At 38.1% G+C, this 24337-nt stretch carries 23 protein-coding genes; 16 read left to right on the top strand and 7 right to left on the bottom strand.

Annotated features, from left to right (window positions below):
* The first annotated feature begins 132 nt into the window (after positions 1 to 132).
* A complete protein-coding gene (locus P0Y49_05780) occupies positions 133 to 477 on the top strand; it encodes a DUF1801 domain-containing protein (GenBank protein ID WEK20646.1) in 345 nt (114 codons plus the stop codon).
* Positions 478 to 1698, top strand: a complete 1221-nt coding sequence (locus tag P0Y49_05785) for an MFS transporter (protein ID WEK20647.1) — start codon at positions 478 to 480, stop codon at positions 1696 to 1698.
* Positions 1699 to 1748: 50 nt separating this feature from the next.
* Here the strand turns inward: P0Y49_05785 and P0Y49_05790 are convergent, their stop codons facing one another.
* Together P0Y49_05790 and pyrE are read right to left on the bottom strand one after the other, a co-directional pair.
* On the bottom strand, positions 1749 to 2147 hold the full coding sequence (locus tag P0Y49_05790; protein ID WEK20648.1) for an SRPBCC family protein: 399 nt from the start codon (positions 2145 to 2147) through the stop codon (positions 1749 to 1751).
* A gap of 5 nt (positions 2148 to 2152) precedes the next feature.
* Positions 2153 to 2812, bottom strand: coding sequence for an orotate phosphoribosyltransferase (gene pyrE / locus P0Y49_05795; protein ID WEK20649.1), 660 nt, complete (start codon positions 2810 to 2812; stop codon positions 2153 to 2155).
* A 394-nt stretch (positions 2813 to 3206) separates the two neighbouring features.
* Between pyrE and P0Y49_05800 the strand changes: the two genes are divergently transcribed.
* Both P0Y49_05800 and P0Y49_05805 read left to right on the top strand, forming a co-directional pair.
* Positions 3207 to 4067 (top strand): RNA polymerase sigma factor RpoD/SigA, encoded by an 861-nt coding sequence (locus tag P0Y49_05800; GenBank protein WEK20650.1) that lies wholly within the window; start codon positions 3207 to 3209, stop codon positions 4065 to 4067.
* A gap of 149 nt (positions 4068 to 4216) precedes the next feature.
* Positions 4217 to 4831, top strand: a complete 615-nt coding sequence (locus P0Y49_05805) for an NUDIX domain-containing protein (GenBank protein WEK20651.1) — start codon at positions 4217 to 4219, stop codon at positions 4829 to 4831.
* A gap of 32 nt (positions 4832 to 4863) precedes the next feature.
* On the opposite strand, the gene coaD is transcribed toward P0Y49_05805, so the two are convergent.
* Genes coaD through P0Y49_05820 form a run of 3 tightly spaced genes read right to left on the bottom strand, consistent with a single transcriptional unit; the run spans position 4864 to position 6687 of the window.
* Positions 4864 to 5325 carry a pantetheine-phosphate adenylyltransferase gene (coaD, locus tag P0Y49_05810; protein ID WEK20652.1) on the bottom strand — a complete coding sequence of 154 codons (462 nt, stop codon included), beginning with the start codon at positions 5323 to 5325 and terminating at the stop codon, positions 4864 to 4866.
* 4 nt (positions 5326 to 5329) lie between these two features.
* The gene (locus tag P0Y49_05815) at positions 5330 to 5866 is read right to left on the bottom strand and encodes an RsmD family RNA methyltransferase (protein WEK20653.1); all 537 of its coding nucleotides are present in this window, start codon (positions 5864 to 5866) and stop codon (positions 5330 to 5332) included.
* Positions 5857 to 6687, bottom strand: coding sequence for a DUF3822 family protein (locus P0Y49_05820; GenBank protein WEK20654.1), 831 nt, complete (start codon positions 6685 to 6687; stop codon positions 5857 to 5859). The genes P0Y49_05815 and P0Y49_05820 overlap by 10 nt, the downstream gene beginning before the upstream one ends.
* A gap of 52 nt (positions 6688 to 6739) precedes the next feature.
* On the opposite strand from P0Y49_05820, the gene P0Y49_05825 reads away from it, so the two are divergent.
* On the top strand, positions 6740 to 8182 hold the full coding sequence (locus tag P0Y49_05825) for an AAA family ATPase (GenBank protein WEK20655.1): 1443 nt from the start codon (positions 6740 to 6742) through the stop codon (positions 8180 to 8182).
* Between the two features lie 18 nt (positions 8183 to 8200).
* Positions 8201 to 8887 carry an MCP four helix bundle domain-containing protein gene (locus tag P0Y49_05830; GenBank protein WEK20656.1) on the top strand — a complete coding sequence of 229 codons (687 nt, stop codon included), beginning with the start codon at positions 8201 to 8203 and terminating at the stop codon, positions 8885 to 8887.
* Here the strand turns inward: P0Y49_05830 and P0Y49_05835 are convergent.
* On the bottom strand, positions 8884 to 10206 hold the full coding sequence (locus tag P0Y49_05835; protein ID WEK20657.1) for a HAMP domain-containing sensor histidine kinase: 1323 nt from the start codon (positions 10204 to 10206) through the stop codon (positions 8884 to 8886). The two genes, P0Y49_05830 and P0Y49_05835, sit on opposite strands and share 4 nt — an antisense overlap.
* Before the next feature lie 85 nt (positions 10207 to 10291).
* Here P0Y49_05835 and P0Y49_05840 point away from each other — a divergent pair, with 85 nt between their 5' ends.
* Genes P0Y49_05840 through P0Y49_05850 form a run of 3 tightly spaced genes read left to right on the top strand, consistent with a single transcriptional unit; the run spans position 10292 to position 16173 of the window.
* A complete protein-coding gene (locus P0Y49_05840; protein WEK20658.1) occupies positions 10292 to 11647 on the top strand; it encodes a TolC family protein in 1356 nt (451 codons plus the stop codon).
* A 20-nt stretch (positions 11648 to 11667) separates the two neighbouring features.
* Complete coding sequence (locus P0Y49_05845; GenBank protein ID WEK20659.1) at positions 11668 to 12768, top strand: efflux RND transporter periplasmic adaptor subunit; 1101 nt, start codon at positions 11668 to 11670, stop codon at positions 12766 to 12768.
* 21 nt (positions 12769 to 12789) lie between these two features.
* The gene (locus tag P0Y49_05850; protein WEK20660.1) at positions 12790 to 16173 is read left to right on the top strand and encodes an efflux RND transporter permease subunit; all 3384 of its coding nucleotides are present in this window, start codon (positions 12790 to 12792) and stop codon (positions 16171 to 16173) included.
* Between the two features lie 153 nt (positions 16174 to 16326).
* On the opposite strand, the gene P0Y49_05855 is transcribed toward P0Y49_05850, so the two are convergent.
* Positions 16327 to 17457, bottom strand: coding sequence for a histidine decarboxylase (locus tag P0Y49_05855; protein ID WEK20661.1), 1131 nt, complete (start codon positions 17455 to 17457; stop codon positions 16327 to 16329).
* Between the two features lie 240 nt (positions 17458 to 17697).
* Here P0Y49_05855 and P0Y49_05860 point away from each other — a divergent pair, with 240 nt between their 5' ends.
* The 7 genes from P0Y49_05860 (at position 17698) to P0Y49_05890 (ending at position 24318) form a co-directional block, all read left to right on the top strand.
* Positions 17698 to 18477, top strand: coding sequence for a DUF3050 domain-containing protein (locus tag P0Y49_05860; GenBank protein WEK20662.1), 780 nt, complete (start codon positions 17698 to 17700; stop codon positions 18475 to 18477).
* Between the two features lie 144 nt (positions 18478 to 18621).
* Positions 18622 to 19650: a MoxR family ATPase gene (locus tag P0Y49_05865; GenBank protein ID WEK20663.1), complete on the top strand. Its 1029-nt coding sequence runs from the start codon at positions 18622 to 18624 to the stop codon at positions 19648 to 19650.
* A 4-nt stretch (positions 19651 to 19654) separates the two neighbouring features.
* Entirely contained in the window at positions 19655 to 20530 is an 876-nt protein-coding gene (locus P0Y49_05870; GenBank protein ID WEK20664.1) for a DUF58 domain-containing protein, read from the top strand.
* A gap of 4 nt (positions 20531 to 20534) precedes the next feature.
* Positions 20535 to 21521: a hypothetical protein gene (locus P0Y49_05875; protein WEK20665.1), complete on the top strand. Its 987-nt coding sequence runs from the start codon at positions 20535 to 20537 to the stop codon at positions 21519 to 21521.
* Positions 21508 to 22512 (top strand): VWA domain-containing protein, encoded by a 1005-nt coding sequence (locus P0Y49_05880; protein ID WEK20666.1) that lies wholly within the window; start codon positions 21508 to 21510, stop codon positions 22510 to 22512. The genes P0Y49_05875 and P0Y49_05880 overlap by 14 nt, the downstream gene beginning before the upstream one ends.
* 4 nt (positions 22513 to 22516) lie before the next feature.
* Complete coding sequence (locus P0Y49_05885; GenBank protein WEK20667.1) at positions 22517 to 23551, top strand: VWA domain-containing protein; 1035 nt, start codon at positions 22517 to 22519, stop codon at positions 23549 to 23551.
* 2 nt (positions 23552 to 23553) lie between these two features.
* Complete coding sequence (locus tag P0Y49_05890) at positions 23554 to 24318, top strand: tetratricopeptide repeat protein (protein WEK20668.1); 765 nt, start codon at positions 23554 to 23556, stop codon at positions 24316 to 24318.
* The last annotated feature ends 19 nt before the right edge of the window (positions 24319 to 24337 follow it).

Raw genomic sequence — 24337 nt, forward strand, 5'->3', positions numbered from 1 at the left:
ATACCAAGAGCATATTGATTGAATTAGGCACCTGAATTAATAGGCTTTTAGCTGATTAATTTAATTTCGTTTTTACATTACTTTATAAATTTTGGATAAATTTCCCGTCCTTTGTAGCTTGCCTAATTTGAGATGCTAACTCCACTCGATGATTTCTATCAGCAAAAAGAAGAGCCTCTGAGGGGGTGTTTGCTAGCATTAAAACATATTATTTTAGGACTGGATACGCAGATCACTGCCGAATGGAAATACAAATTACCATTTTTCTACTATAAAGGAAAAATGTTCTGTTATCTCTGGTTTCATAAAAAGTATAAAAAGCCCTATATCGGCATTGTTGAAAGCAAGCATATCGATCACCCTGATCTTTTGATTGAAAAACGGGCAAGAATGAAAATTATGCTGATTGATCCTGAGCAGGATCTTCCGGTTGAAACCATTAAAAACATATTAAAGCAAGCAATTGCCAAATATTAAATGAGAGAATTTATACGATTATATCTGGACGCTTATAAAGGGCTATCTACTCCGGCATGGATGTTAGCGCTTGTTATGCTGATCAATAGAAGTGGGGCGATGGTTATTCCTTTTTTGGGTGTTTATATGGTTAATCATTTAAACTTTAACCTGGAAGACACAGGGACTGTTTTAAGCTGCTTTGGTGTTGGTGCTGTTTCAGGATCTTTTTTAGGAGGATGGTTAACGGATAAAGTTGGACACTTTAGAGTTCAGCTAATCAGTTTGATTTTAACCGTACCTGTGTTTTTTCTGCTACCTGAGTTAAATACGGTGGTAAAACTTGGGATTGGTGTTTTCATATTAAGTATTATATCAGAAACCTTCAGACCTGCGAATTCTGTTTCTATCGCTTACTATTCAAAGCCGGATAACATTATCAGGTCGTTTTCATTAAATAGGATGGCGATGAACCTGGGATTTTCAATTGGCCCTGCTTTGGGTGGTTTTTTAGCGGCTGTTTCTTATACATTTTTGTTTTATGGCAACGCAGTTGCAGCTTTTTTGTCGGCCCTGTTGTTCTTTATTTATTTCCGTAACCGTAAGGGAAATGAAAAGAAGGTTGTTGAGCATAAAGCTGTTGCTGATGATCAAAAGTTGGATAGATCGCCGTATAAAGACACTCTTTTTGTGCTTTTCAGTATTCTAAGCTGTGTATTTGCGATTTGTTTTTTTCAATTGTTAAATACACTGCCCTTGTACTATAGGACTATTTATAAACTTACAGAGGCGAATATTGGCGTAATTCTGGCATTTAGTGGTATGGTGGTCTTTTTGTTGGAGATGTTGCTGGTACATATTGCGGAGAAAAGAATGACCGCCAGGGCTGTAATTGTTTGGGGAGTTTTACTTTGTGGATTGTCCTTTTTAATTTTAAATCTCGCAAATGGCATTTGGGTATTGTATGTGTCCATCTTTGTACTCTGTATTGCTGAAATTCTAGCAATGCCATTTATGGCTACAGTAACTTTACAACGCTCATCGCAAAAAAACAGAGGCGCATATATGGGAGTTAATGCTTTGTCTTTTTCTGCAGCGCATGTATTCTCTCCTTTTATTGGAACAAGGATTGCTGCCATTTATGGTTTTGAAACTTTATGGTATGGAACAGCCGCGGTATTGTTAATTACGGCAATAGGGTTTCTTATTGTAATGAAAAAAATGAGGTTGGCAGATTTTTAAGGTAATAAAAAAGGGTGCCTTGCGCACCCTTTAGTATAATTTTAGAATTGTTATTTTAATAACTCGGCTAATCTTGAAGTTTGATGATCTGCAAGCTTCTGCAGTGGACCCGCTGCAAGCATTTTCATCATCATATTCAAATCAGCTGATATAATGTGCGAAGCTGTTGTGCCACCTTTACCGTTATCCGCTACTGTCCATTTTAATTCAAGATCAAATGGAGCTTTTTCTGTTGGAATAGCTGTAAGCTCTTTGTTCTCTATACGATTGGATATTTTGATAGACAGTTTTGCCATGTTTTGTATGGTAAAACTAGCCTCATCTTGAGTAGAAGACCAGTTATAAATATTCTCGGGCATCAACTGCTGATGATTATTCATATCTGCCAAAAAAGCATATACTTTTTCTACAGGTAAATTTACTTCAGTAGTACTTTCAATAACAGTCATTATAATTAGGTTAGTTTTTCTAATTTGTTAGCCCATTCAGATGGGTTTCTGCGCCATTTAGTTAAAAGATCTACATCTTTTTGCGCTATAAAACTATGCTCTGCAGCATAATCAATTAATGTATTGTAATTAGATAGTGTTGCATAGCGGCATTTTGCAGCAGCAAAGTTTTCATCAGCCTGATCAAAACCATAGGTGAAAATGGCAACCAATCCTGCAACAGATAGTCCGGCTTTTCTCAGTGCATCCACAGCTTGTAAACTGCTTTTACCTGTTGAAATCAGATCCTCTATGACTACGACTCTTTGTCCTTCAATGATTTCACCTTCAATCAGACTTCCTGTTCCATGTTCTTTTGCTTTTGATCTTACGTAAGCAAATGGTAATCCAAGTTCTTGAGCTACTAAAGCACCTTGTGGGATACCTGCAGTTGCCACTCCTGCAATCAGATCTACAGAACCAAATTCTTCCTGAATTAATTGCGTAAGTTTTTGCCTGATATAAGTTCTAACAGATGGATGGGAAAGGGTGATCCTATTGTCACAATAAATGGGAGATTTCCAACCGGAAGCCCATGTAAACGGGTTATTCGGTTGTAACTTTATTGCTTTTATTTGTAATAAAAATTCAGCTACCTTTAATTCAATATCACTTTTATTATACATGGCGCAAAAATACGGATTTCTTTACAATTTGTGCTAACACTGCCTTAAACTATGTAGTTAAGGAGTGCAGGAAATTGAAGAAAATGCTCGGTTAAATAATTAATTCCTATGGGGGCGAATATCGTTAATTAAAACTGCTGGTAAAAATTATTTTTTGGCTTTTATTGATAATCAGTGTGATAAAGAATTTATTGGATCGTTACTCAGATGGTATGGAGCAACTGAAAGTTTTTTCATAAAATTTGGTTGGAGGGTATTATTTTCTTCTCTTATAAAATTTCATTCTGTTTTTCTATTCTTTTCTGCGGAAACTGCGGTTGTTAATAGAGTGCTAGTCTTTTTCAATATGTCTATGGAACTTTGGCTTCTGGTCACACAAAAGATAGCATTTTATATGAAAGATATTAAGATAGAAAGATCTATTACCAGGCGTGCTGAGGATTCGCTAGAGCGTTATCTGCAGGAGATATCAAGGTTTCCATTGCTCAAAGGAGAGGAGGAAGTAATACTGGCAAAAAAGATCAGTTCGGGAGATAAAGCAGCATTAGAAAGGTTGGTGAATTGTAATTTGCGTTTTGTGGTTTCAGTTGCTAAAAAATATGAAATAGAAGGGATGCCTTTAGCAGATTTGATTTCAGAAGGTAATATTGGCTTGGTAAAAGCTGCGAAACGTTTTGATGAAAGCAGGGGTTTTAAATTTATTTCTTATGCTGTTTGGTGGATCAGGCAAGCGATTTTGTATAGTATAGGTCTCCATAAACGTACAATACGGTTACCTATGAACCAGTTGGGTGGAATAATGGACTTATGGAGATCGGAAGATTTGCTGGAACAGCAGTTGCATCGTTTACCTACTTTAGATGAGTTGACAGAATTTATGGGTATTCCGGATGAACGAGTGCTTGATTACTTATCAAATTCAGCTGATGTTTTTTCGCTTGATATGCCATTAGAAGACGCTGAAGAAGGCCCTAGGGTAAGTACAATGAGCGATCCTGCAGCGGTATCACCTGATGCGGGTTTGGAGCGGGAAGCATTTCATATTAATATTCAACGGATGATGAATGTACTTAGTCCGCGTGACCAGAATATTCTTCGTTTGGCCTATGGAATGGGTGGAGGCAGGCCATTACCAAATGAGGATATCAGTAATTTATTGGGACTGAGTTCGGAAACCATTCGCAGAGCAAAGCAGAAAGCGCTGTTTAGATTACGCGAAATGAAAGAGGTAAAAATGATGCTTCAATATTTATAGTAGGTCAAGTGATATAACATTTAAATATAGCGGTTGAAATTGAATTATTTTTTCGTGGTAATTCTGTACTTTTAAAAATTGGTTTTCATTGATAAAATGTGCTTTAAAACAAGTATGAACAACCATTTTTAAAATATTGGCTACAAACTATGAAGACTTACAGGATTTATATCAACGATAATACATTATATATAACAGATGCTGTTCCAGATTTATTGGCGGAATTTGAACGTTTAAGTGTTGTGGGTTTTGATTTTTCGACATTTTATAAGCATGTAATTGGAGTAACAGGAAAATCCTACTTATTACTGGATCCGGATCCGAAGGGCTTGTTTAAAAGAATTAAAAGTAGCTGCTTAATTATTAAAGCAGCAGGAGGGTTGGTAGCTAATGCCAAGGGGAATTACCTGTTTATTTTTAGGAATAAAAGATGGGATTTGCCAAAAGGAAAGGTCGAAAACGGCGAGAAAATGAAACAAGCTGCGTTGCGTGAAGTAGAGGAAGAGTGTGGAGTAAAGATCTTTACCAATGGTGAAAAGCTATGTAAAACTTATCATGTGTATACATTAGGAGGCAAAATCGTTTTAAAGAAAACCAATTGGTACAGCATGACTGTTAAAGGAGTACCTAAGCTGATTCCTCAAAAAGAAGAAGGAATCACTAAGGCCATCTGGTTGGGTAGAACCGAGTTGGAGCCTATCCTTAAAAACACTTATCCTTCTATAGTACAAGTATTGGAAGTTGGGGCATTGTTGTACTCGTAAGGTTATAAAATGACCACAAGAGGCGCTTCACTTTATAAAAAGGGAAGCGCCTCTTGTGGTAAAAATTGACTTACATTCCCATTGTTGCGCAAAATATCGCGTACAATGGTTGAGCTGATTGCAGAATATTCGGGTTTGCTTAGTATAAAGATGGTTTCCATCTCGGGCATCATGGTTTGGTTGATTTGTGCAATGGCTCTTTCGTATTCGAAATCTCCTACAGAACGAATTCCTCTGACCATGTATTTTGCATTTATTTTTTTGCAAAAATCAACTGTTAAACCTTCATAAAGTTGTACCTCAACCTGGGCTGTATCTGCAAATACCGTTTTTACAATTTCTTCTCGCTTCTCTGCAGATAAAAAACTTTGTTTTGAACTGTTCAATCCAATGCCTACCACGATTTTATCAAATAAGGGTAACGCGCGTTTTAAAATATCAACGTGAGCGATAGTTATGGGATCGAATGAACCTGGAAAAAGTGCAATCTTCATAGGGTTAATTTTTTTCAAAAAAACTGAAAGATGAATTTCCATACCTTCTGGTTTCTTTATAACCTGGTTGGTCTTTCATTTTTAGTAAAGATGGATGTTCTACTATTAACAAGCCGTTATCAGTAAGTAAATTATTCTTCATAACCAGCTGCGGTATTAATGGAATTGTTGGTAAATCGTAGGGAGGGTCAGCAAAAATGATTTGGTAGGTCTCCTGATCACTTTCTAAAAATTTAAAAACATCATCCTTGTGCGCGTCTATTTCGGGTAAATCGTATTTTTTTATGACTGATTTTAGCCAATACACACAGCCTGAGTGTTTATCTACCGCTGTTACCTGTTTTATTCCTCTTGATGCAAACTCTATGCTAATGTTTCCTGTTCCCGAAAACAGATCAAGCACCCTACACTCTTCAAAATCGTAAGTATTATACAGAATGTTAAAAAGTGCTTCTTTGGCCATATCTGTAGTGGGCCTAACAGGTAAACTTTCGGGGGCACTAAGGCGAATGCCTTTTAATTTTCCTCCTATTATTCGCATAAATCAAGGGCTAGCAAGCTGCTGTAATAATGAGCAGGCATATCATCTAAAATTTTGTGGTCTAATTCTTTAACAGGGGGGCAATTGAAACTGATGTTGTTAAAGTATTTTGCTATACATTGATAATAATCGTCTCCAGAATGTATAATGCCACTTAACTGTACTTCTGTATTGGCTGTATTGATGTTAAGCTGGCTAACGATCAATAATAGATAATAGTTAAACTCTTCAGCGTTATCAGTCTGGTAATAATTTTGAAAGATCAGCTTTTCGCCAGTACTATATAAAGCATTGAATGAAGATGCAGTAAAATCGAGCAATAAAATCGTTTTGTCACTTTGAGCCGCAAGTGTAAGTACAGGTGCGTTTTGCGCATATAACTTGCAATTACTTAAAGATGTTGTCAGTGTTTCTTCAGTAAATTGCTGAAGGGTAAAGATTGAGGTAAAACCAAATGTTTTAAATGGTCTGGTATATAAGTTATTTGATTGTGTTTCGGTAAAGAATTTAGCGTATTGATTGAGCTGTTGTGGATCAAACAGTTCATTAGGAACATTGATCGAATTCTCTGTATATACAGCAGCTTTAATTTCTTTAAAAGCTAAGGTTAAATAAACATCATTCTTAAGTTTGATGGCCAGCATTGCCGGTACATCGTTACACTCCTGCTCATCATAAACTGCTTTAAGTTGTCTGCGGCCCTTATCAATGATTGCATAAGAGAAACTATCCGGTGTTATTTTTAACAACAGGTCGCAATCTGCAGCCGTATTCAGGTCAAACTCAGGATCAACCAATAGTATGCTGTTTTTATTATCCATATTAGCAAAATTAATCCTTTTTTCTATAAGATCACCATCGCATATTTGTTAAATGGATAAAGCAGCAATTATTGCCCAATCTTACGAATTTACTCCGACTGCCGAACAGCTTTTTTTTTGTAAAGAAATGGCTTCTTTTTTATCACATGAGTTGGATAATCAGTGTTTTATATTGAGAGGGTACGCAGGGACGGGGAAAACTACTTCTGTAGGAGCCCTGGTAAAGGCTTTAACAAAATTTAAAATCCGTTCGGTATTAATGGCGCCAACAGGAAGGGCGGCGAAGGTGATGAGCAATTATACCGGTAAAAAGGCCCTAACCATTCATAAAAAAATATATAGAAAACGATCGGCGGTTTCAACTGATTTGTCGTTTCAGTTGGCACCTAACCTGGCGGAACATACACTTTTTATCATTGATGAGGCATCGATGATTGCCGATGAATGGATTACGCATACTGGGTCATCCTTTTTAAAGGATTTAATGGAATTTGTGTATAATGGGAAAAATTGTGCTGCATTATTTGTGGGTGATACGGCACAATTGCCGCCGGTTGGGAGTATTGATAGTCCGGCTTTAAATGCAGCATACGTCGCATCAAATTTTGGTATACAGGTTAAAACAGTTGAACTGAAAGAGGTAGTGCGACAGGAAAAGAAATCAGGAATATTGGCCAATGCAACCATGCTGCGCAAGCTGATTAATGATTTGGAAGCGAAAAGCGATGCAAAAATGATTTTACCGAAATTTATAACCAAAAACTATAAAGATATCTTTAGGATGACAGGCCTAAAGCTGGTTGAAGGGCTAGAATATGCTTATGGTAAGTTTGGCATTGAAAACTCATTGGTTGTTTGCAGATCTAATAAATCGGCCAATGTATATAATCAGCAGATCAGAGCCAGGTTGCTTTATCGTGAGGAAGAGCTTACGGGTGGCGACCAGATTATGGTGGTGAAGAACAATTATTTTTGGCTGCCCGAAAATGAGTCGGCCGCTTTTATTGCTAATGGCGATATGGCTAAAATTGTAAGAGTAAGGAATACGGAAGAACGGTACGGCTTTCGTTTTTCGGAAGTACAGTTGGAATTTATGGATTTTCCGGATGTAGGACTGGTTACCTGTAAGGTGATGCTGGATACGCTTACAATAGATGCGCCAAATTTATCGCATGAACAAGGAACTAAACTATTTGAACAGTTGAATATTGATTATGAGCATATAAAAAATAAGCGGGAAAGATTTAATGCAATTAAAGAAGATCCTTATTATAATGCGCTGCAAATTAAGTTCGCTTATGCGGTAACCTGTCATAAAGCGCAAGGTGGGCAATGGGATGCTGTTTTTGTAGATCAGGGTTATTTAACGGATGAAATGGTAGACATGGACTTTTTAAGATGGCTATATACTGGGGTGACGAGAGCGAAAAGAGAATTATTTTTAGTAAATTTTGCACCTAATCTGTTTTTAGCTACGGCCGAGGATGAATTTTAAATATTAAAAAGCGTAATTATGAGATTTGCATATTCTATTAAACAAAAAATGAAGATCGCAGTGTTGTTATTCTGCATTATGGCCTGTACCTTATTGATTCGTTTTTTGGAGGATAAAAGTGTAAAGAGCATGAATGAGTCATTTGTATCCATGTACAATGACAGGCTTATTCCTGCCACTGATTTGTTTTATGTGGCAGAGAATGCTTATTTAAAAAAATCTCTGTTTGAAGATGCTTTATATGGGCCTGATCAGCTTTTTGATGCTGCAAGTTTGAAGGCGCAACTCGGGAAGCTGAACGTTTCAATTGATTCTTTGATTGATAAGTATAGTAAAACCTTTCTGGTAAAGCAGGAAAAGGAACAGTTGGAGGAACTTAAAAAAGACCTTGAAAGTACAGTAGGTGTGGAAAACAAAATGTTATCTATAGCGACTACACAGGGTATTGGAGAAGCCAGAAAGCTCTACAGTAATGAGGGAAGGGACTCATCAAACAAAACTATAAAGAAATTATCAGAGCTGATGAGTATTCAGAAGCAAATAGGGGAAGAATTGATTAAAGATTCAGCTTTTATGGTATCTGGTAATAAGCTGTATTCTACCTTTCAGGTAGTTTTGGCCATTGTTATTGGTATTTTGATCGTGGGGATTGTATTTACTTCTAATGTAGTAAAGATTACTAATGAGAAGTTTAATTTGAATTAAGCGGCTATTAATGGTATAGTAATTTGAAAAGTAGTGCCCTCATTTTCTTTGCTGTTTACGGTTATCGATCCTCCATGTCGCTCTATAATCTGCCTGGATATATGTAATCCTAAACCTATTGACTTTTCGCCTTTAAGCCCTGGTCGTCCTGCTTTAGAGAACTGATCAAAAAGTATTTTCTGTAGGTTATCAGGGATACCGATCCCAAAATCTGTAATCCGGATGATACATGTGTCATCTGATTTAGAAAGTTCGATATTGATAGGGGTTTCCGGTTTGGAAAATTTTAGTCCGTTTCCAATAAGGTTATCTATAACCCTGGTCAGTTTAGATGGGTTAACTGCGGCAGTAACTGCCGGTTCGTCGGGTTTAAAATTTATAACTCTTTCCTTGTTCAGATTTTTTTGCCAATTGTCACAAATACTATTCATAAAAGCGATCATATTTGTAGTTTGAAGCTGGAATGGCGCTTTTTCATTTTGAGCTACTTCAATCAGATCGTTGATGATGTTTTTTGCCTGGCGTGTTGATGTAAGAATAAGCTGCATTTCCATGCTGTTTTTATTAGATTCCTCTTCTAAAGCAATTTGGGTTAGTGCTTCGATATTATTGAGCGGGTTTCTTAGGTCATGAGCTACAAATCCAAGAATTTCTCCTTTTTGATGATTAAGGAGTTGAACTTCCATATTTTTTTCTTCTAGTTGCTTGACCTTTACAAACTGTTCGGCTTTAAAGTAATAGCTATATCTGGAACAGGCGTAAAGAAAAAAAGCCAGTACGCCGGACATGATTACATTAAGTAGTTTTTGCAGGTTACTGATGTTTGGTATGACCATAGCGGCTATAAACAAAATTACAATGTAAATAGAAATGGTAATGATTTGTTTAAGTTCAAGCGCGAAGAAAACACTAACTGCAACTATTCCTGTAAGGAATATGGTCAATGTGTTTTTTGGATTAAATAGAGAGAAAAGATAACTTACCGTAAAAGATGTAGTTAAGAGAAATATACAAAATATGATAACCAGTGTTTCTCTGCCGGTTGTTTTCCAACGTGAGGACTTTAAAGCGAGGCTACTAAGAAGTATGAATAGGGAGGCACCTAAGGTTTGAACCCAGTTTAGGGCGTTATATAGGCCCAGATTAGGCATGGATTCCAGCTCGTCATGATAAAATATTGAGGTTGTTCTTACCCCAAGGGCAATGATAAGTAAAAACGTTCCCAGGATGGTTACCTGCCGGGTATTGATGTAACTATAAGTATCCTTAAATTCATCGGAATACTTTTTTGGAATTCTATATCTAAATAAATGGAGCACTTTGTTTTTTTTGGTAGTAAAAATAATGAAAGGAAATGAAGTTGTATGATTATTATATTATTTTTACTGAAAGTAATTAATATTTATGATGGCTACGATACCTAAAATTTATTTGATTATGATGCTGCTTTCTATAAACGTTATAGTTAAAGCTCAGGGAGTTGACTCCTTAAATTACAAATTTAGCCTGAAATCAGCGATTGATTTTGCTTTAAGACACCAAACAGCAGTTCTGAATGCCACCGTTGATGAGGAGATTGCTCGTAATACGATAAAACAAACCGTTGGTATTGGTTTGCCACAGGTGTCCAGCTCTTTTAGCTTTCAGGACTTCCTGAAATTGCCAACAACACTACTGCCTGGTGAATTCGCTTCTCCACCTTCCAATACGCCTATTCCTGTTAAGTTTGGTACAAAGTATAATTCTACAGCAAATATTCAGTTAAGTCAGTTGATATTTGATGGAGGGTATATTGTTGGGTTACAAGCTACAAAAACCTATAAGGAGCTGTCGGTTAGAAATAGTAAGCGAACAAAGATAGAAACAGTTGTCGCCGTAACTAAAGCCTATTATTCCGCATTGGTGAGTAAGGAGCAACTGAGTTTAATTGATGCGAACCTTGCACAGCTCACAAAATCTTTAAATGATACAGAGGCGATGTTTAAGAATGGCTTTTCTGAAAAGATTGATGTGGATAGACTTCAGGTTTTAAAAAATAATTTAGAAACCGACAGGGAGAATGTGGTTCAGTTATTTGCTATTAATGTAGATTTACTTAAATTCCAAATGGGAATGCCAATACAAGCTAACCTTGCACTTACTGATAAGATCAGTGATGTAAGGGCAGAGCCCGTAGTTTTACAAACTACTGATACAACATCATACAGAGGGAGGATAGAGTACTCTTTGCTGGAAACCCAAAAAAAATTAAATGAATTGGATTTAAAACGGCAAAAAAGTATGTTCCTGCCCACATTGTCAGGATTTGCCAGTGCCTCTAAAAATTTTCAATCAGATAATTTACCTACACATTTCGATCAGAGCTTTCCAACTTCTGTAATTGGGCTTACGCTTTCCTGGAATATTATTAATGGCGGACAGCGTATTTATCAGGTTCGCAATGCTAAACTAGCGGTTCAGAAGTCTGAAAATGATATGGTTAACTTAAAGAATGGCATTACGCTTGAGATTTCAAATGGACAGAAAGCTTATCTCAGTAGCTTGCGTTCGGTCGAAAATCAACAAAGAAATCTTAGCCTGTCAGCCGAAATACTTAGGGTTTCCCGCATTAAGTATGAACAAGGGGTCGGTTCTAGTCTGGAAGTAACCACCGCTGAAACGTCTTTAAAAGAAGCTCAAAACAATTACATCAAAGCATTATATGATCTGCTGATTAATAAGGTGGATCTGGATAAGGCTACAGGAAGAATCAATTATTAACCTCAAAATACCCCATAACGATGAAAACACCATTATATACAGTCGCACTGGCCCTTTTTTTTGCTTCCTGTTCATCAGATAATCCAAAGGATAAAAAAGCAGCATTAGAAAAGCTTAAAAAGGAGCAGACAGTGCTGAATGGGAAAATAGAAAAGCTGGAGTCGGAATTAGGCCAGAATAAAAAGAAAGATGATTTTAAAGATGTGGCTGTAACGGAACTGGCAGAAACGCATTTCCGAAATTATGTGGAAGTACAAGGGAAAGTTGATGCTGAAGATAATGTAGATATTATGCCTGAAGTACCAGGGACAGTAATTGGGATTTATGTGAAAGCCGGGCAACATGTAAGTAAAGGACAAGTATTGGCACAATTGGATGATAAAGTACTGAAACAAAGTGTTGCTCAGCTGCAAACTCAACTGGATCTGGCTACCACTGTTTTTAACCGCCAGAAAAATCTATGGGACCAAAAGATTGGGACTGAGGTTCAATATTTAACGGCAAAGAGCCAGAAAGAAGGGTTAGAAAAACAACTCGCAGGGCTAAAATCGCAGGCATCGATGAGTAAGATCAAAAGCCCGGTTTCCGGGACGGTAGATGCGATGGATATGAAGCTGGGACAATCTGTAGCTCCCGGAACACCAATTGGAATAAGGGTGGTAAATGCTGATAAACTTAAGGTAAAGGCCCTTGTTTCTGAAAATTATGGTGGAAAGGTAAATCAGGGAGATGAGGTTACTATTTCTTTACCGGATGTACCGGAGACGTTGAATGCGAGGGTTTCTTTTGCGGCTAAGGTGATTGATCCTGTTTCGAGAGGGTTTAATGTGGAGGTGAAATTACCTTCAAATAAGAATTATCGTCCCAATATGGTGGCCATATTAAAAATTATAGATTATAGCAATGATAAGGCGCTCGTGGTTCCAATAAATGCGATACAAAAATCGGAAAGCAGTGAATATGTTTATACGGCTGTGGATGGGAAAGCCAAAAAGGTAAATATTAAGACAGGAAAGGTGTCGGATGGTAAAGCAGAAGTTTTATCAGGTTTAAAAGTGGGTGATAAGGTGATTGTCACAGGTTTTCAGGGGCTGAACGATGGGGATTCGGTTAAGTTATAAATTGATTATTCATAAAATAATATGAAGGATATTAATAAAGAATTTCGACCGTCCAGTTGGGCGATAGATAACAGAACGGCTATATACGTATTTACGTGTTTGCTGATGATCGCCGGTTATTTTTCCTACAATAGTCTGCCAAAAGAGAATTTTCCGGAGGTTATCATCCCAAAGATATTTGTGCAAACAGTTTATCCGGGTACTTCTCCTGCAAATATAGAGAACCTGGTTACCAAGCAACTGGAAAAGCAGATAAGGGGTACATTAGGATTGAAAAAGATCACTTCCAATTCGTATCAGGATTTCTCTTTCATTACTGCCGAGTTTAATACAGGGGTAGATATAAAAGATGCAAAACAGCGGGTAAAGGACGCGGTAGATAAGGCCAGAACAGATCTTCCAACTGATTTACCTGCTGATCCGGTGATTATGGATATCAATCTCTCAGATCTGCCAATTATGTATATCAATATTTCGGGAGATTATGACCTGAAGAAATTAAAGGAGTATGCTGATGATATTCAAGATCGGGTTGAGGGCCTGAAAGAGATTGCCGGAGTGGATATTGTGGGCGCTCTGGAGCCTGAAATACAGATCAATGTTGATTTACGTAAGATGGAGGCAGCACGTCTCTCATTTAATGATATTGCTCAGGCTGTAAGTAAAGAAAATAAAACCATATCTGGCGGTTCGGTAAAGATGGATGGGATGCTGCGAACTTTAAATGTTAAAAAGGAGTTTAAAGATGCCGAAGAGATTGGTAATCTTATTGTTAAAACACCTACAGGGGGCGCTGTTTATTTAAAGGATATTGCAGAGGTAAAGGACTCGTTTAAGGAGCAAAATAGCTATGCCCGGCTATATGGGAAAAATGTGATTACGTTAAATGTGAGGAAACGGAGTGGAGAAAATCTGATTGAGGCTTCCGATAAGATCAACGCACTATTGAAGGAAATGAAGGGTAAGGTGATTCCTGAAAAATTGAACATTACCATCACGGGTGATCAAAGTGATCAGACTCGTATTACGCTTCATGATCTGATCAATACCATCATTATTGGTTTTATCCTGGTAACATTGATCCTGATGTTTTTTATGGGGGTAACCAATGCGTTATTTGTAGCAATGTCTGTACCGCTGTCTATGTTTATCGCTTTTCTTTCCATGCCTGTGTTGGGAGGGTTATTCCATTTTAACTTTACCATGAACATGATGGTATTGTTCTCTTTCTTGCTGGGGTTGGGGATTGTGGTGGATGATGCGATTGTGGTGATCGAGAATACGCACCGTATTTTTGATAATGGTAAGGTTCCTATTGTTAAGGCTGCTAAAACAGCTACCGGAGAAGTGTTTTTACCGGTGTTGTCGGGTACTTTAACCACATTAGCTCCTTTCTTCCCTTTATTGTTCTGGCCTGGAATTATTGGTGAGTTTATGTATTTCCTGCCTGTAACACTAATTGTTACTTTATCGGCTTCGCTTATTGTGGCATATATCATTAATCCGGTCTTTGCCGTTGATTTTATGAAACCTCATCATGATGATGAAGGTAGTCGTCCTGCTTTTAACAAGGCAGTTAAGCGAACGCTATTGGTTTTTACAATAATTGCTATACTATGTTACCTGGTTAACTTTGGCTTAGGTAATTTTGTGGTATTCCTTGCCTTGCTCTATTTATTGAATCATTTTTTTCTTAGCGGAGTGATCAAGAAATTTCAGGAAGTGACCTGGCCTAAGGCGGTAAATAATTACCACAGTTTGTTGGTGTGGGCCTTAAAACGCCCACGTACTATGATTTGGAGTACCGTAGGGTTGTTTTTCTTTGCCTTGTTACTTGTTGGGGTAGTGCCACCAAGAATTGTATTTTTCCCTGCTGCTGACCCTAACTTTGCATACGTTTACATTGAGTTGCCTGTGGGTACCGATCAGGCTTATACCAGTAAGGTGGTAGAAAAGGTTGAAGAGAAAGTAACGAAGGTTGTAGGTCGTAATAATCCAGATGTCTCCTCCATTATTTCCAATGTTACGGTTGGTGTTACTGACCCTCAGGGTGAAGATCAAGGTGAATACACCAATAAGGGTAAGGTTACCGTTGCTTTTGTGGCTTATGGTAAACGTAAAGGTGAACGTACTATTAATTATCTTGATAAGATTCGTCAGGCTGTGAAGGGGATACCCGGAGCAGAAATTACCGTTGCTCAGGAGCAGGGGGGACCGCCAACGGCAAAACCGATTAGTATTGAAATTACCGGTGATAATTTGGATTCTATTGCTGTAACGTCTGAAAGATTGAAGAAATTTTTGGATAGTAAGCAGGTTGCTGGGGTAGAGGAACTGAAAACTGACTTTCAGAATAATAAACCTGAGATTATTTTTAATATAAATAGAGAGAGAGCCAATCGTGAGGGCGTTTCGACACAAGACATTGGTAATTCTTTAAGAGCTGCATTGTATGGTTATGAGATCTCAAAGTTCCGGGACGTCAATGATGATTATGAAATTAATGTGCGGGCAAAGGAAGATCAAAGGAACAATCTGGAAGCCTTAAGAAATATGAAGATTACCTTTCGGGATATGGGAATGAATGGGGTCATCAGACAAGTGCCAATATCTGCTTTTGCCGATATTAACTATGTGAATACTTATGGTGGCATTAAGCGTAAGCAGCAGAAAAGGATCATTATTCTTTCTTCCAATGTATTGTCAGAGTATAATGCCAATGAGGTGGTTGCTAATATTCAAAGCGAGATCAACGAGTTTAAGGCTCCTGACGGGGTAGTGATAAAGATGGCTGGTGAGCAAGAGGAGCAAATGGAAACGGCTGCGTTTTTAGGTACTGCATTGGTGAGTGCATTGTTTATCATTTTAATTATCCTGGTATTGCAGTTTAATTCTATCAGTAAACCTATTGTTATTTTGAGTGAAATCTTGTTTAGCGTAATTGGGGTTTTACTTGGGATAACCATCTTCCGTATGGAATTGTCTATCGTAATGACTGGGTTGGGAATTGTTGCGCTCGCTGGGATTGTGGTACGTAATGGGATATTACTGGTCGAATTTGCGGATCTGATGGTGAGTCAGGGTATGGAGGTAAGGGAGGCTGTTATTGAAGCTGGTCGTACCAGGATGACACCGGTATTGCTGACCGCAACAGCGACTATGCTCGGATTGATACCTTTGGCCGTTGGCTTAAATATAGACTTTGTGACCATGTTCACTGAGTTCCATCCGCATATTTATTTTGGCGGAGATAACGTTGCATTCTGGGGCCCTTTATCGTGGACAATCATATTCGGGTTAAGTTTTGCCACTTTCTTAACACTTATTTTGGTTCCTTGTATGTATTTGGTTGCTGATAAGAATTCGAAAAAGATTAAGTCACTATTTAGTAAGGGTAAAAAATAACCGTTCTCCTCGAAGGCTGGAATCTTTGCCTGAAGAAGGCAAATTTCCTAGGCCTTTACGGAGAAGGTGATTTTTTTTAATTGGGCGCTTTACTTTAGGGCGCCTGATTTGTTATGGTTGTCGGATGAATTAGGATTTGGTTTACTCCAGTATTTACGCAGGTACTTTTAAAGTGATAATTTCTTCTATCAACTGATCAATTTGTGATTTGGTGACGTTGGGCATGCAGATGATGTGCGACCAGCCACTTTCGGCAGCGAGCTGCCATTTTTGTCTGATTTTTAAGTCAGGCTCAGGGAAGTTTACAGTAATGGCATTTGTATTTCTCCAAGCCGGGATGCCTATTTCTTTAAGTTTTTGTTCTGCGTAACTGGCTGTTTCAAGGCAATGACAGGCACGTTCTTTTAGACCAGATATGCCTAGTTTTTTTATGGTGTACCATAGGAAGAGTGGGCTATGTCCATTTCGGGAGCCAGAAATGGTGGTGTCCATACTTCCTATGTAAGCTACAGAGCGTGCAATTCTATCCCGATTTGATTTTTTTGCTACTACTACTCCGCAGGGCATTGGAGATCCGATAAACTTGTGGCCACTTATGGCAATGCTATCAGCACCATCGGCAAAATCAAAGGCGGGCCGGGGTTCTATTAAAGCACTGTAACTGCCGCTTAGGGCACCGTCGGCATGGATGTAATAATGTTTGATGGCCAGTTTTTTTAAGATCAGTTTGATTTTGCTGATGTCATCACGAGCTTCAGTCATGGTTGTGCCTATATTGGCCATAATGATCACAGGCATATGCCTGTTCATACGAATGGTGTTTTCCAGGTCTTCGTAATCAATTTCTCCATTGTCCTGAGTGCTAATTACAATGTTAGACATGTTTAAAAGGTGCAAATTCTTTTGTACGCTATAATGTGTGGCTTCAGAGTAGTATACCATCCCTTTAGGGTGAAGTTCTCTAGCCAGATATAATCCATAAAGATTACCTTCCGAACCGCCGTTAGTTACATAACCCCACCAATCATTTGCTTCTGCTCTAAATAGTTCGGCAAAAAATTGTACGACTTCTTTTTCAATTTCACGTGAACCTACAGCATAGGTTGATGGGACAAAAGGATCACCCAGGTTATTCATAGGGTATTCCATAAAGGGCATTAGCTCGCTATAGTTAAAATCTTTAGACACAGGATAGCCCATGAAGTAATCGGTATTCGTTTTTACTTCTTCCAGTAATTTTTCTAATATTTGGTTTTCGCTTGTTGATAAGGAATTTGTATTCATTGCTTGGTTGTTTTGTACTGCAAAAATACGATTTATGAAATTTAGTATTATTAATGATTGTGAATTAAGAATATTATATCGTTTGTTTGGTTTGTTTGAAATAATGATTTGAATTGATGGATTTAAAGTTATAGCGACATCAAGGAAATTTTGCACTGAAAAAGTAATTTTTACCAGTCCTTGAAGAGTCAACCAAAATTTCCTTTTACATTTGCATCCGATTATAAAAACGGGAAGGCAATGAACGGACCTCTGGAAAGCATTCAAACATCAATAGCTCCACTTAGAGCTCAAATTATCAACCATAAGGTTTACGCAGTAATTAATGATCTGGAAGATCTGAGGATCTTTATGGAATATCATGTTTATGCGGTTTGGGATTTTATGTCTCTGTTAAAGTCTTTGCAGATTAACCTTACTTGCACACAGGTTCCCTGGTTTCCTGTTGGTTCGGGTACTACCCGGGCTCTAATCAATGAAATTGTTGCAGGTGAAGAGTCGGACGTCGATGCAAATGGTGATAAGAAAAGTCATTTTGAAATGTACCTTGATGCAATGGAGCAATGCGGAGCCGATACTACTCAAATTGGAAGATTTACAGATAAATTAAAAGCTACAGGAGATTTTGAGCAAGCTTATAACTTTTCAGATACACCTTCTGAAGCCAGAAGTTTTGTGGATTATACCTTCAAAATCATCAATAGTGGTGAAGCGCATTTACAGGCCAGTACTTTTACATTTGGAAGAGAAGATCTGATTCCTAATATGTTCCTAACCATTGTAAATGACCTGAACACTAAATTCCCTGATCAAATTTCTCTTTTTAAATATTATCTGGACAGACATATTGAAGTTGACGGAGATCATCATAGTCACCTTGCTTTAGATATGACTTCAGAACTTTGTGGTGATAATGAGTCATATTGGAAAGCAGCTGAAGCGGCAACCATCGAATCCTTAAAAAAACGTATCGAACTTTGGGACGGTGCTTATGAAGAAATTATGGCTGTAAAAGGGTAGGAGAACAATAAAAAAAATATTCCAGACCCCTAGAAATCAAGCTAAATTCCCTTTTTAACATATTTTAACATTATACCCTCTTTAAACATTGTGAAAAAATTAACGTTTGTCGTAATTTTCGCAACGAATAAAAAATGGGTATAAATGGAAGAAGTAACTAATATTACTGAGCATTCATCGTATGGAACTGATATCCGTGCGCTGAATGAAATGATACAAAAAGAAAGTGCATTTATCGATCTCCTTTTTATGGAGATGGATAAGGTAATTGTTGGGCAAAGGTATATGGTAGAGCGCCTGATGATCGGTTTGCTAGCCGATGGACACATTCTGCTGGAAGGTGTACCGGGACTTGCAAAAACGCTTGCTATTAATACGCTGTCTAAAGCCATTGATGCTGGTTTCAGCAGAATTCAATTTACACCAGATCTTTTACCTGCGGATTTGCTGGGAACAATGATCTACAATCAGAAGAAAGAGGAATTTATTGTTAGAAAAGGTCCATTGTTTTCTAACTTCATTTTGGCTGATGAGATTAATCGTGCACCGGCTAAGGTGCAGAGTGCTTTATTGGAATCCATGCAAGAGCGCCAGGTTACCATTGGTGATAACACTTTCCCATTGCCTAAGCCTTTCCTTGTTCTGGCTACACAAAATCCAATTGAGCAGGAGGGGACTTATCCATTGCCTGAAGCACAGGTTGACAGGTTTATGTTGAAGATTGTGATCGGTTATCCTAAAAAGGAGGACGAGAAAAGGATCATGAGGGCAAACATTGCACCCCAAGGGATGCCTAAGCCTAATACTATTATTCACACAGATGATATTTTGAGGGCCAGGAAGATCGTTAGAGAGGTATATATGGATGAGAAAATTGAACAATATATCATCGATATCGTTTTTGCTACCCGTTTCCCGGCTGATTATAAGTTAGCTGATTATAAGAATCTGATCAGCTTTGGTGCTTCGCCACGCGCGAGTATTAACCTTGCACTTGCAGCTAAAGCATATGCTTTTATTAAAAGAAGAGGTTATGTGATTCCGGAAGATGTTAGAGCTGTATGCCATGATGTATTGAGGCACCGTATTGGACTTACCTATGAGGCTGAAGCGGAAGATATCAATACAGAGACGATCATCACAGGGATACTAAATGCAGTAGAAGTTCCTTAGCACTATGGATACCAAAGACCTCTTAAAAAAAGTAAGGAAGATTGAGATTAAAACCCGTGGTTTAAGCAATCAGATCTTCTCAGGCGAATACCAATCGGCATTTAAAGGTCGTGGTATGGCCTTCAGTGAGGTAAGAGAATACCAGGTAGGGGATGAGATTCGTACCATCGACTGGAATGTAACTGCCCGTTTTAATCATCCTTATGTGAAAGTGTTTGATGAGGAGCGGGAGATGACAGTTATGTTGCTGGTGGATGTGAGTGGCTCTAAAAATTTCGGAACACAGGTTCAGTTGAAGCAAGAATTGGCTACGGAACTGTGTGCAGTGCTTTCTTTTTCGGCAATACAAAATAACGATAAAGTTGGCGTGCTTTTTTTTAGTGATAAGGTGGAAAAGTTCATTCCTCCAAAAAAAGGAAGAAGCCATATTCTGATGATCATTAGGGAACTGATAGATTTTAAACCACAAAATAAGGGTACCAATGTAGCCGAAGGCTTAAGATATTTTACAAGTGCCATTAAGAAAAGGTGCACAGCTTTTCTGATCTCAGATTTTATGAGCAGTACTTTTGAAAATGAGCTTAAAATTGCCAACCGTAAGCACGATTTGATTGCTTTGAGGTTATATGATATTCACGAAGAAGAGTTCCCGGATTTGGGATTGATTCCTGTGAAAGATGAAGAAAGTGGAGAAATAGAATGGATCAATACAAGCAGTAAACAGGTACGCAATTCTTTTAAAGCGGCAGCGTTGGAAAGAAACGCAAAGCTGGAGGATATGTTCAGAAAATCTGGAGTAGACTTTACCAAGATCGGTACCCATCAATCCTATATCAAGCCGTTAATGACATTGTTTAAGAAAAGAGAAGCCAGAAGATAAGGGTATGAGACAATATTTTAATTTTAGCTGGTGTTTAATGCTGGCTTTGACCGGTTTTACTTTCCAGGGGAAAGCCCAGGATATTAAGGTAGAGGCGAAGCTGGACAAGACCACTATTGCGCTTGGCGATCAGACCAAGCTGCATTTGATTGCTCATTTACCTGTTAATGGGCATGTAGATTTTCCTGTACTGACAGATACCATTTCATCAAAAATACAAATTGTAGAAATGGGTAAGACAGATACCATTTCTGATAAAAATAACCCGGCTGTAAAAACCATAAGCAGGCAATACACGATTACGTCTTTTGATGCAGGGTTGCATATGATCCCTGCTTATACATTTGGTAGTAAGTCGGGTAGTTTTAATACGGCTGCATTACCATTGGAGGTTACTGAGGTAAAGGTAGATACAACGAAGGCTATATATGATATTAAGGAGCCGCTAGCGGTGTCTTATTCTTTTATGGACTGGCTTAGAGATAATTGGAAGTTGGTGATGTTGTCGGCATTGGGTATTTTAGTCGTTGTAGCGCTGATCTGGTATTTTATTAAAAAGCGTAAAAATAAGCCTGCTAAAGTTGAACTTCCTAAACCAACTGTGCCTTTGCATACTATTGTATTGGATAAACTGAATGCTTTGAAAAGCCAGAAATTATGGGAACAGGGGCAGGTAAAGCAATATCATATCGAATTGACTGATATTATTAGGGAGTACCTGGAGAAAAGATATGAGATTAATGCATTGGAACAAACCTCTGAGGAGATCTTTTCCGGATTACGTCACTTGAATATTTCAGAACAAAATACAAATAAGCTAAGGCAGATGCTGTTGCTTGCCGATTTGGTAAAGTTTGCAAAAGCAACACCATTGAACACAGATAATGAACAAAGTATGGAAAATGCAATCAGTTTTGTAACGAATACTAAAGCTGCAGCTGTTCCACTGACTGATAACAAAGCACAAAATAACGATAATGAATCTGTTTAGCGGAATTGAATTTGCCAATAAGGGCTTTTTCTGGCTCCTGATGATCATTCCTTTGATGATTGCCTGGTACATCTGGAGAAATAACAAACTTCAGGGGAGCTTGCGGATGTCAGCTTTAAAAGGATTTTTATCAGGAAAAAAGAGTAGTTATACCATTTTAAGGCATTACAGTGTTGTTTTAAGAGTGTGGGCATTAATTGCCTTGATTATTGCATTGGCAAGGCCTCAATCGGCTTTTAGCTGGCAAAACTCGACCACCGAGGGTATTGATATTATGATTGCCACGGATATTTCAGGCAGTATGCTAGCAGAAGATTTGAAACCTAATCGTTTGGAAGCTGGTAAAAATATTGCAATTGATTTTATCAAAGATCGTCCGGAAGATCGTATTGGTCTGGTTATTTTTAGTGGGGAGAGTTTTACGCAATGCCCGCTTACCATTGATCATGATGTACTGATTAACTTGTTTAAAGACGTTAACAATGGAATGATTGAGGATGGAACGGCGATTGGAATGGGGCTGTCAACGGCGGTGAACCGCTTAAAAGATAGTGAAGCCAAAAGTAAGGTGGTAATTTTACTGACCGATGGATCGAATACAACAGGCTCTATTCCACCATTAACTGCAGCCGAAATTGCCAAACAAATGAAGGTTAGGGTTTACACTGTGGGCGTAGGTACGAAAGGTTATGCGCCGTATCCGGTAAAAACTCCATTTGGAATCCAGTATCAAAAGATGCCTGTAACGATTGATGAGGATGTATTGAGTAAAATTGCAAACATTACAGGTGGGAAGTATTTCCGTGCTACCAATAATGAAAAGCTCAAGCAGATTTATCAGCAAATTGATAAACTGGAAAAGGCCAAGATTGCGGTTACCCAGTATCATAAAAAGACAGAACGCTTTTTGCCTTTTACCTTAATTGCGCTGGTATTATTGCTAGCTGAGTTTTTATTGAGAAATACCATTTTTAAAGGAGCCTTAACTTAAACAGATGTTACGTTTTGAACATATAGAATTTTTATGGGGCTTAGCTGCAGTTCCATTGCTGATCCTAATCTTTTTATGGGTGCAAAGGTGGAAAAGAAAAGCGTTATTGGCTTTTGGTGATCCGCATACGGTAAGGAGAATGATGCCTGAGGTCTCTTTGAGCAGACCGGGGCTAAAGTTTGTATTGTATGTGTTGGCTTATGCTTCATTAGTGGTAGGTATTGCCAATCCACAGATAGGGACTAAAATGGAAGAAGCGAAAAAAGATGGTGCTGATTTGATGATTCTGTTGGATGTGTCAAACAGTATGCTGGCAGGAGATTTAGCGCCAAACCGATTGGAGAATGCTAAAAGAGCCATTTCACAGCTCATTGATAATTTGCATAATGATCGAATAGGGATCATCATTTTTGCCGGAGAAGCTTATGTGCAATTGCCGATTACGACCGATCATTCGGCAGCTAAGTTGTTCCTGAACCAAATTACTACTGATATAGTGCCCACTCAGGGAACTGCTATTGGGGCAGCCATTGATATGGGGATGAAGTCGTTTGATTTTGTAAATGGAACTAGTAAGGCAATGATTTTGATGACTGATGGTGAAAATCACGAGGATGATGCTGTTACAGCAGCCAAGCATGCAAGAGCTAAGGATGTGGCCATCCATGTGATTGGTTTGGGATCGCCAGAGGGGGCACCGGTGCCTATTTACAAAAATGGGAAGCCAGTAGGTTTTCATACTGATGAAGCTGGAAAAACCGTAGTTAGTAAGCTGAATGAGGAAATGTGTAAAGAGATTTCAGCAGCTGGAAATGGTGTATATGTAAGGGCTAGTAATGCGAATAGTGGCTTAAACATCGTAATGGACCAGGTAAATAAAATGGAAAAGAAAACCTACGATAGTAAGTCATTTAAAAACTATGAAGACAGGTTTCAGTTTTTCCTCGGACTAGCTGTTTTACTGTTGTTGCTAGAGTTTTTTATCTCTAATCGGAGGAATTTGAAAATTATTGAGTTGAATTTGTTTGAAGTGAGGTAGTTATGAAGCAATTGATCATTATTATATATATCGTATTACAAGGAGCTGTAGTTTTTGCCCAGAAGGAAAAAAAGTACATTCATAACGGCAATAAGCTTTATCAGCAACAGAAATATGCAGAAGCTGAGGCTAGTTACCGCCAATCGGTAGAAAAAACAAAGCAATCTGTAGCGGGTAATTTTAATTTGGGTGATGCTTTGTACAAGCAGAAAAAATTTGATAATGCAGCGCAAAAATTTACGGAAATAGCTTCCTCATCAGAGAACAAAGCAGTAAAGGCACAAGCTTACCATAATTTGGGTAATTCTTTGTTGGAGAATAAAAAGCTGGAAGAGAGTATTGAGGCGTATAAAAAATCGTTGATCAATAATCCTAAGGATGACCAGACCAGGTACAACCTTGCATATGCTCAGGAAAAACTGAAGCAACAGCAGAATAAGAACAATAAGGATAAAAATAAAGATAAGAAAGATCAGGATAAGAAGGATCAGAATAAGGATCAAAAGGACAAACAAGATAAAGACAAACAGGATAAGGATAAGAAAGACCAGGATAAAAAGGACCAGAATAAAGATCAAAAGGATAAAGACAAGCAGGATCAGGATAAAAAAGATCAGCAGGGGCAGAAACCACAGCCTGATAAGTTATCTAAAGAGGATGCTGAAAGGATGCTGGAGGCTTTAAAAAATGAAGAAAAAAACACCCAGGATAAGTTGAAAAACAAAAAAGCAAAAGGGGTAAAGGGACGTATTGTTAAAGACTGGTAAAGGGGTTATTTATATAATG

The sequence above is a fragment of the Candidatus Pedobacter colombiensis genome (assembly GCA_029202485.1).
GTDB classification, from domain to species: Bacteria; Bacteroidota; Bacteroidia; order Sphingobacteriales; family Sphingobacteriaceae; genus Pedobacter; species Pedobacter colombiensis.

Bases quoted from the DNA above. Each gene is read 5' to 3' on its own strand.
- P0Y49_05820 (WEK20654.1), bottom strand. From the start codon at position 6,687: ATGGATAATAAAAACAGCATACTATTGGTTGATCCTGAGTTTGACCTG.
- P0Y49_05855 (WEK20661.1), bottom strand. From the start codon at position 17,457: ATGAATACAAATTCCTTATCAACAAGCGAAAACCAAATATTAGAAAAA.
- P0Y49_05880 (WEK20666.1), top strand. From the start codon at position 21,508: ATGAATCTGTTTAGCGGAATTGAATTTGCCAATAAGGGCTTTTTCTGG.
- P0Y49_05800 (WEK20650.1), top strand. From the start codon at position 3,207: ATGAAAGATATTAAGATAGAAAGATCTATTACCAGGCGTGCTGAGGAT.
- P0Y49_05840 (WEK20658.1), top strand. From the start codon at position 10,292: ATGATGGCTACGATACCTAAAATTTATTTGATTATGATGCTGCTTTCT.
- coaD (WEK20652.1), bottom strand. From the start codon at position 5,325: ATGAAGATTGCACTTTTTCCAGGTTCATTCGATCCCATAACTATCGCT.
- P0Y49_05830 (WEK20656.1), top strand. From the start codon at position 8,201: ATGAGATTTGCATATTCTATTAAACAAAAAATGAAGATCGCAGTGTTG.
- P0Y49_05865 (WEK20663.1), top strand. From the start codon at position 18,622: ATGGAAGAAGTAACTAATATTACTGAGCATTCATCGTATGGAACTGAT.
- P0Y49_05860 (WEK20662.1), top strand. From the start codon at position 17,698: ATGAACGGACCTCTGGAAAGCATTCAAACATCAATAGCTCCACTTAGA.
- P0Y49_05805 (WEK20651.1), top strand. From the start codon at position 4,217: ATGAAGACTTACAGGATTTATATCAACGATAATACATTATATATAACA.
- P0Y49_05815 (WEK20653.1), bottom strand. From the start codon at position 5,866: ATGCGAATAATAGGAGGAAAATTAAAAGGCATTCGCCTTAGTGCCCCC.
- P0Y49_05890 (WEK20668.1), top strand. From the start codon at position 23,554: ATGAAGCAATTGATCATTATTATATATATCGTATTACAAGGAGCTGTA.
- P0Y49_05870 (WEK20664.1), top strand. From the start codon at position 19,655: ATGGATACCAAAGACCTCTTAAAAAAAGTAAGGAAGATTGAGATTAAA.
- P0Y49_05845 (WEK20659.1), top strand. From the start codon at position 11,668: ATGAAAACACCATTATATACAGTCGCACTGGCCCTTTTTTTTGCTTCC.
- P0Y49_05885 (WEK20667.1), top strand. From the start codon at position 22,517: ATGTTACGTTTTGAACATATAGAATTTTTATGGGGCTTAGCTGCAGTT.
- P0Y49_05780 (WEK20646.1), top strand. From the start codon at position 133: ATGCTAACTCCACTCGATGATTTCTATCAGCAAAAAGAAGAGCCTCTG.
- P0Y49_05785 (WEK20647.1), top strand. From the start codon at position 478: ATGAGAGAATTTATACGATTATATCTGGACGCTTATAAAGGGCTATCT.
- pyrE (WEK20649.1), bottom strand. From the start codon at position 2,812: ATGTATAATAAAAGTGATATTGAATTAAAGGTAGCTGAATTTTTATTA.
- P0Y49_05875 (WEK20665.1), top strand. From the start codon at position 20,535: ATGAGACAATATTTTAATTTTAGCTGGTGTTTAATGCTGGCTTTGACC.
- P0Y49_05850 (WEK20660.1), top strand. From the start codon at position 12,790: ATGAAGGATATTAATAAAGAATTTCGACCGTCCAGTTGGGCGATAGAT.
- P0Y49_05790 (WEK20648.1), bottom strand. From the start codon at position 2,147: ATGACTGTTATTGAAAGTACTACTGAAGTAAATTTACCTGTAGAAAAA.
- P0Y49_05825 (WEK20655.1), top strand. From the start codon at position 6,740: ATGGATAAAGCAGCAATTATTGCCCAATCTTACGAATTTACTCCGACT.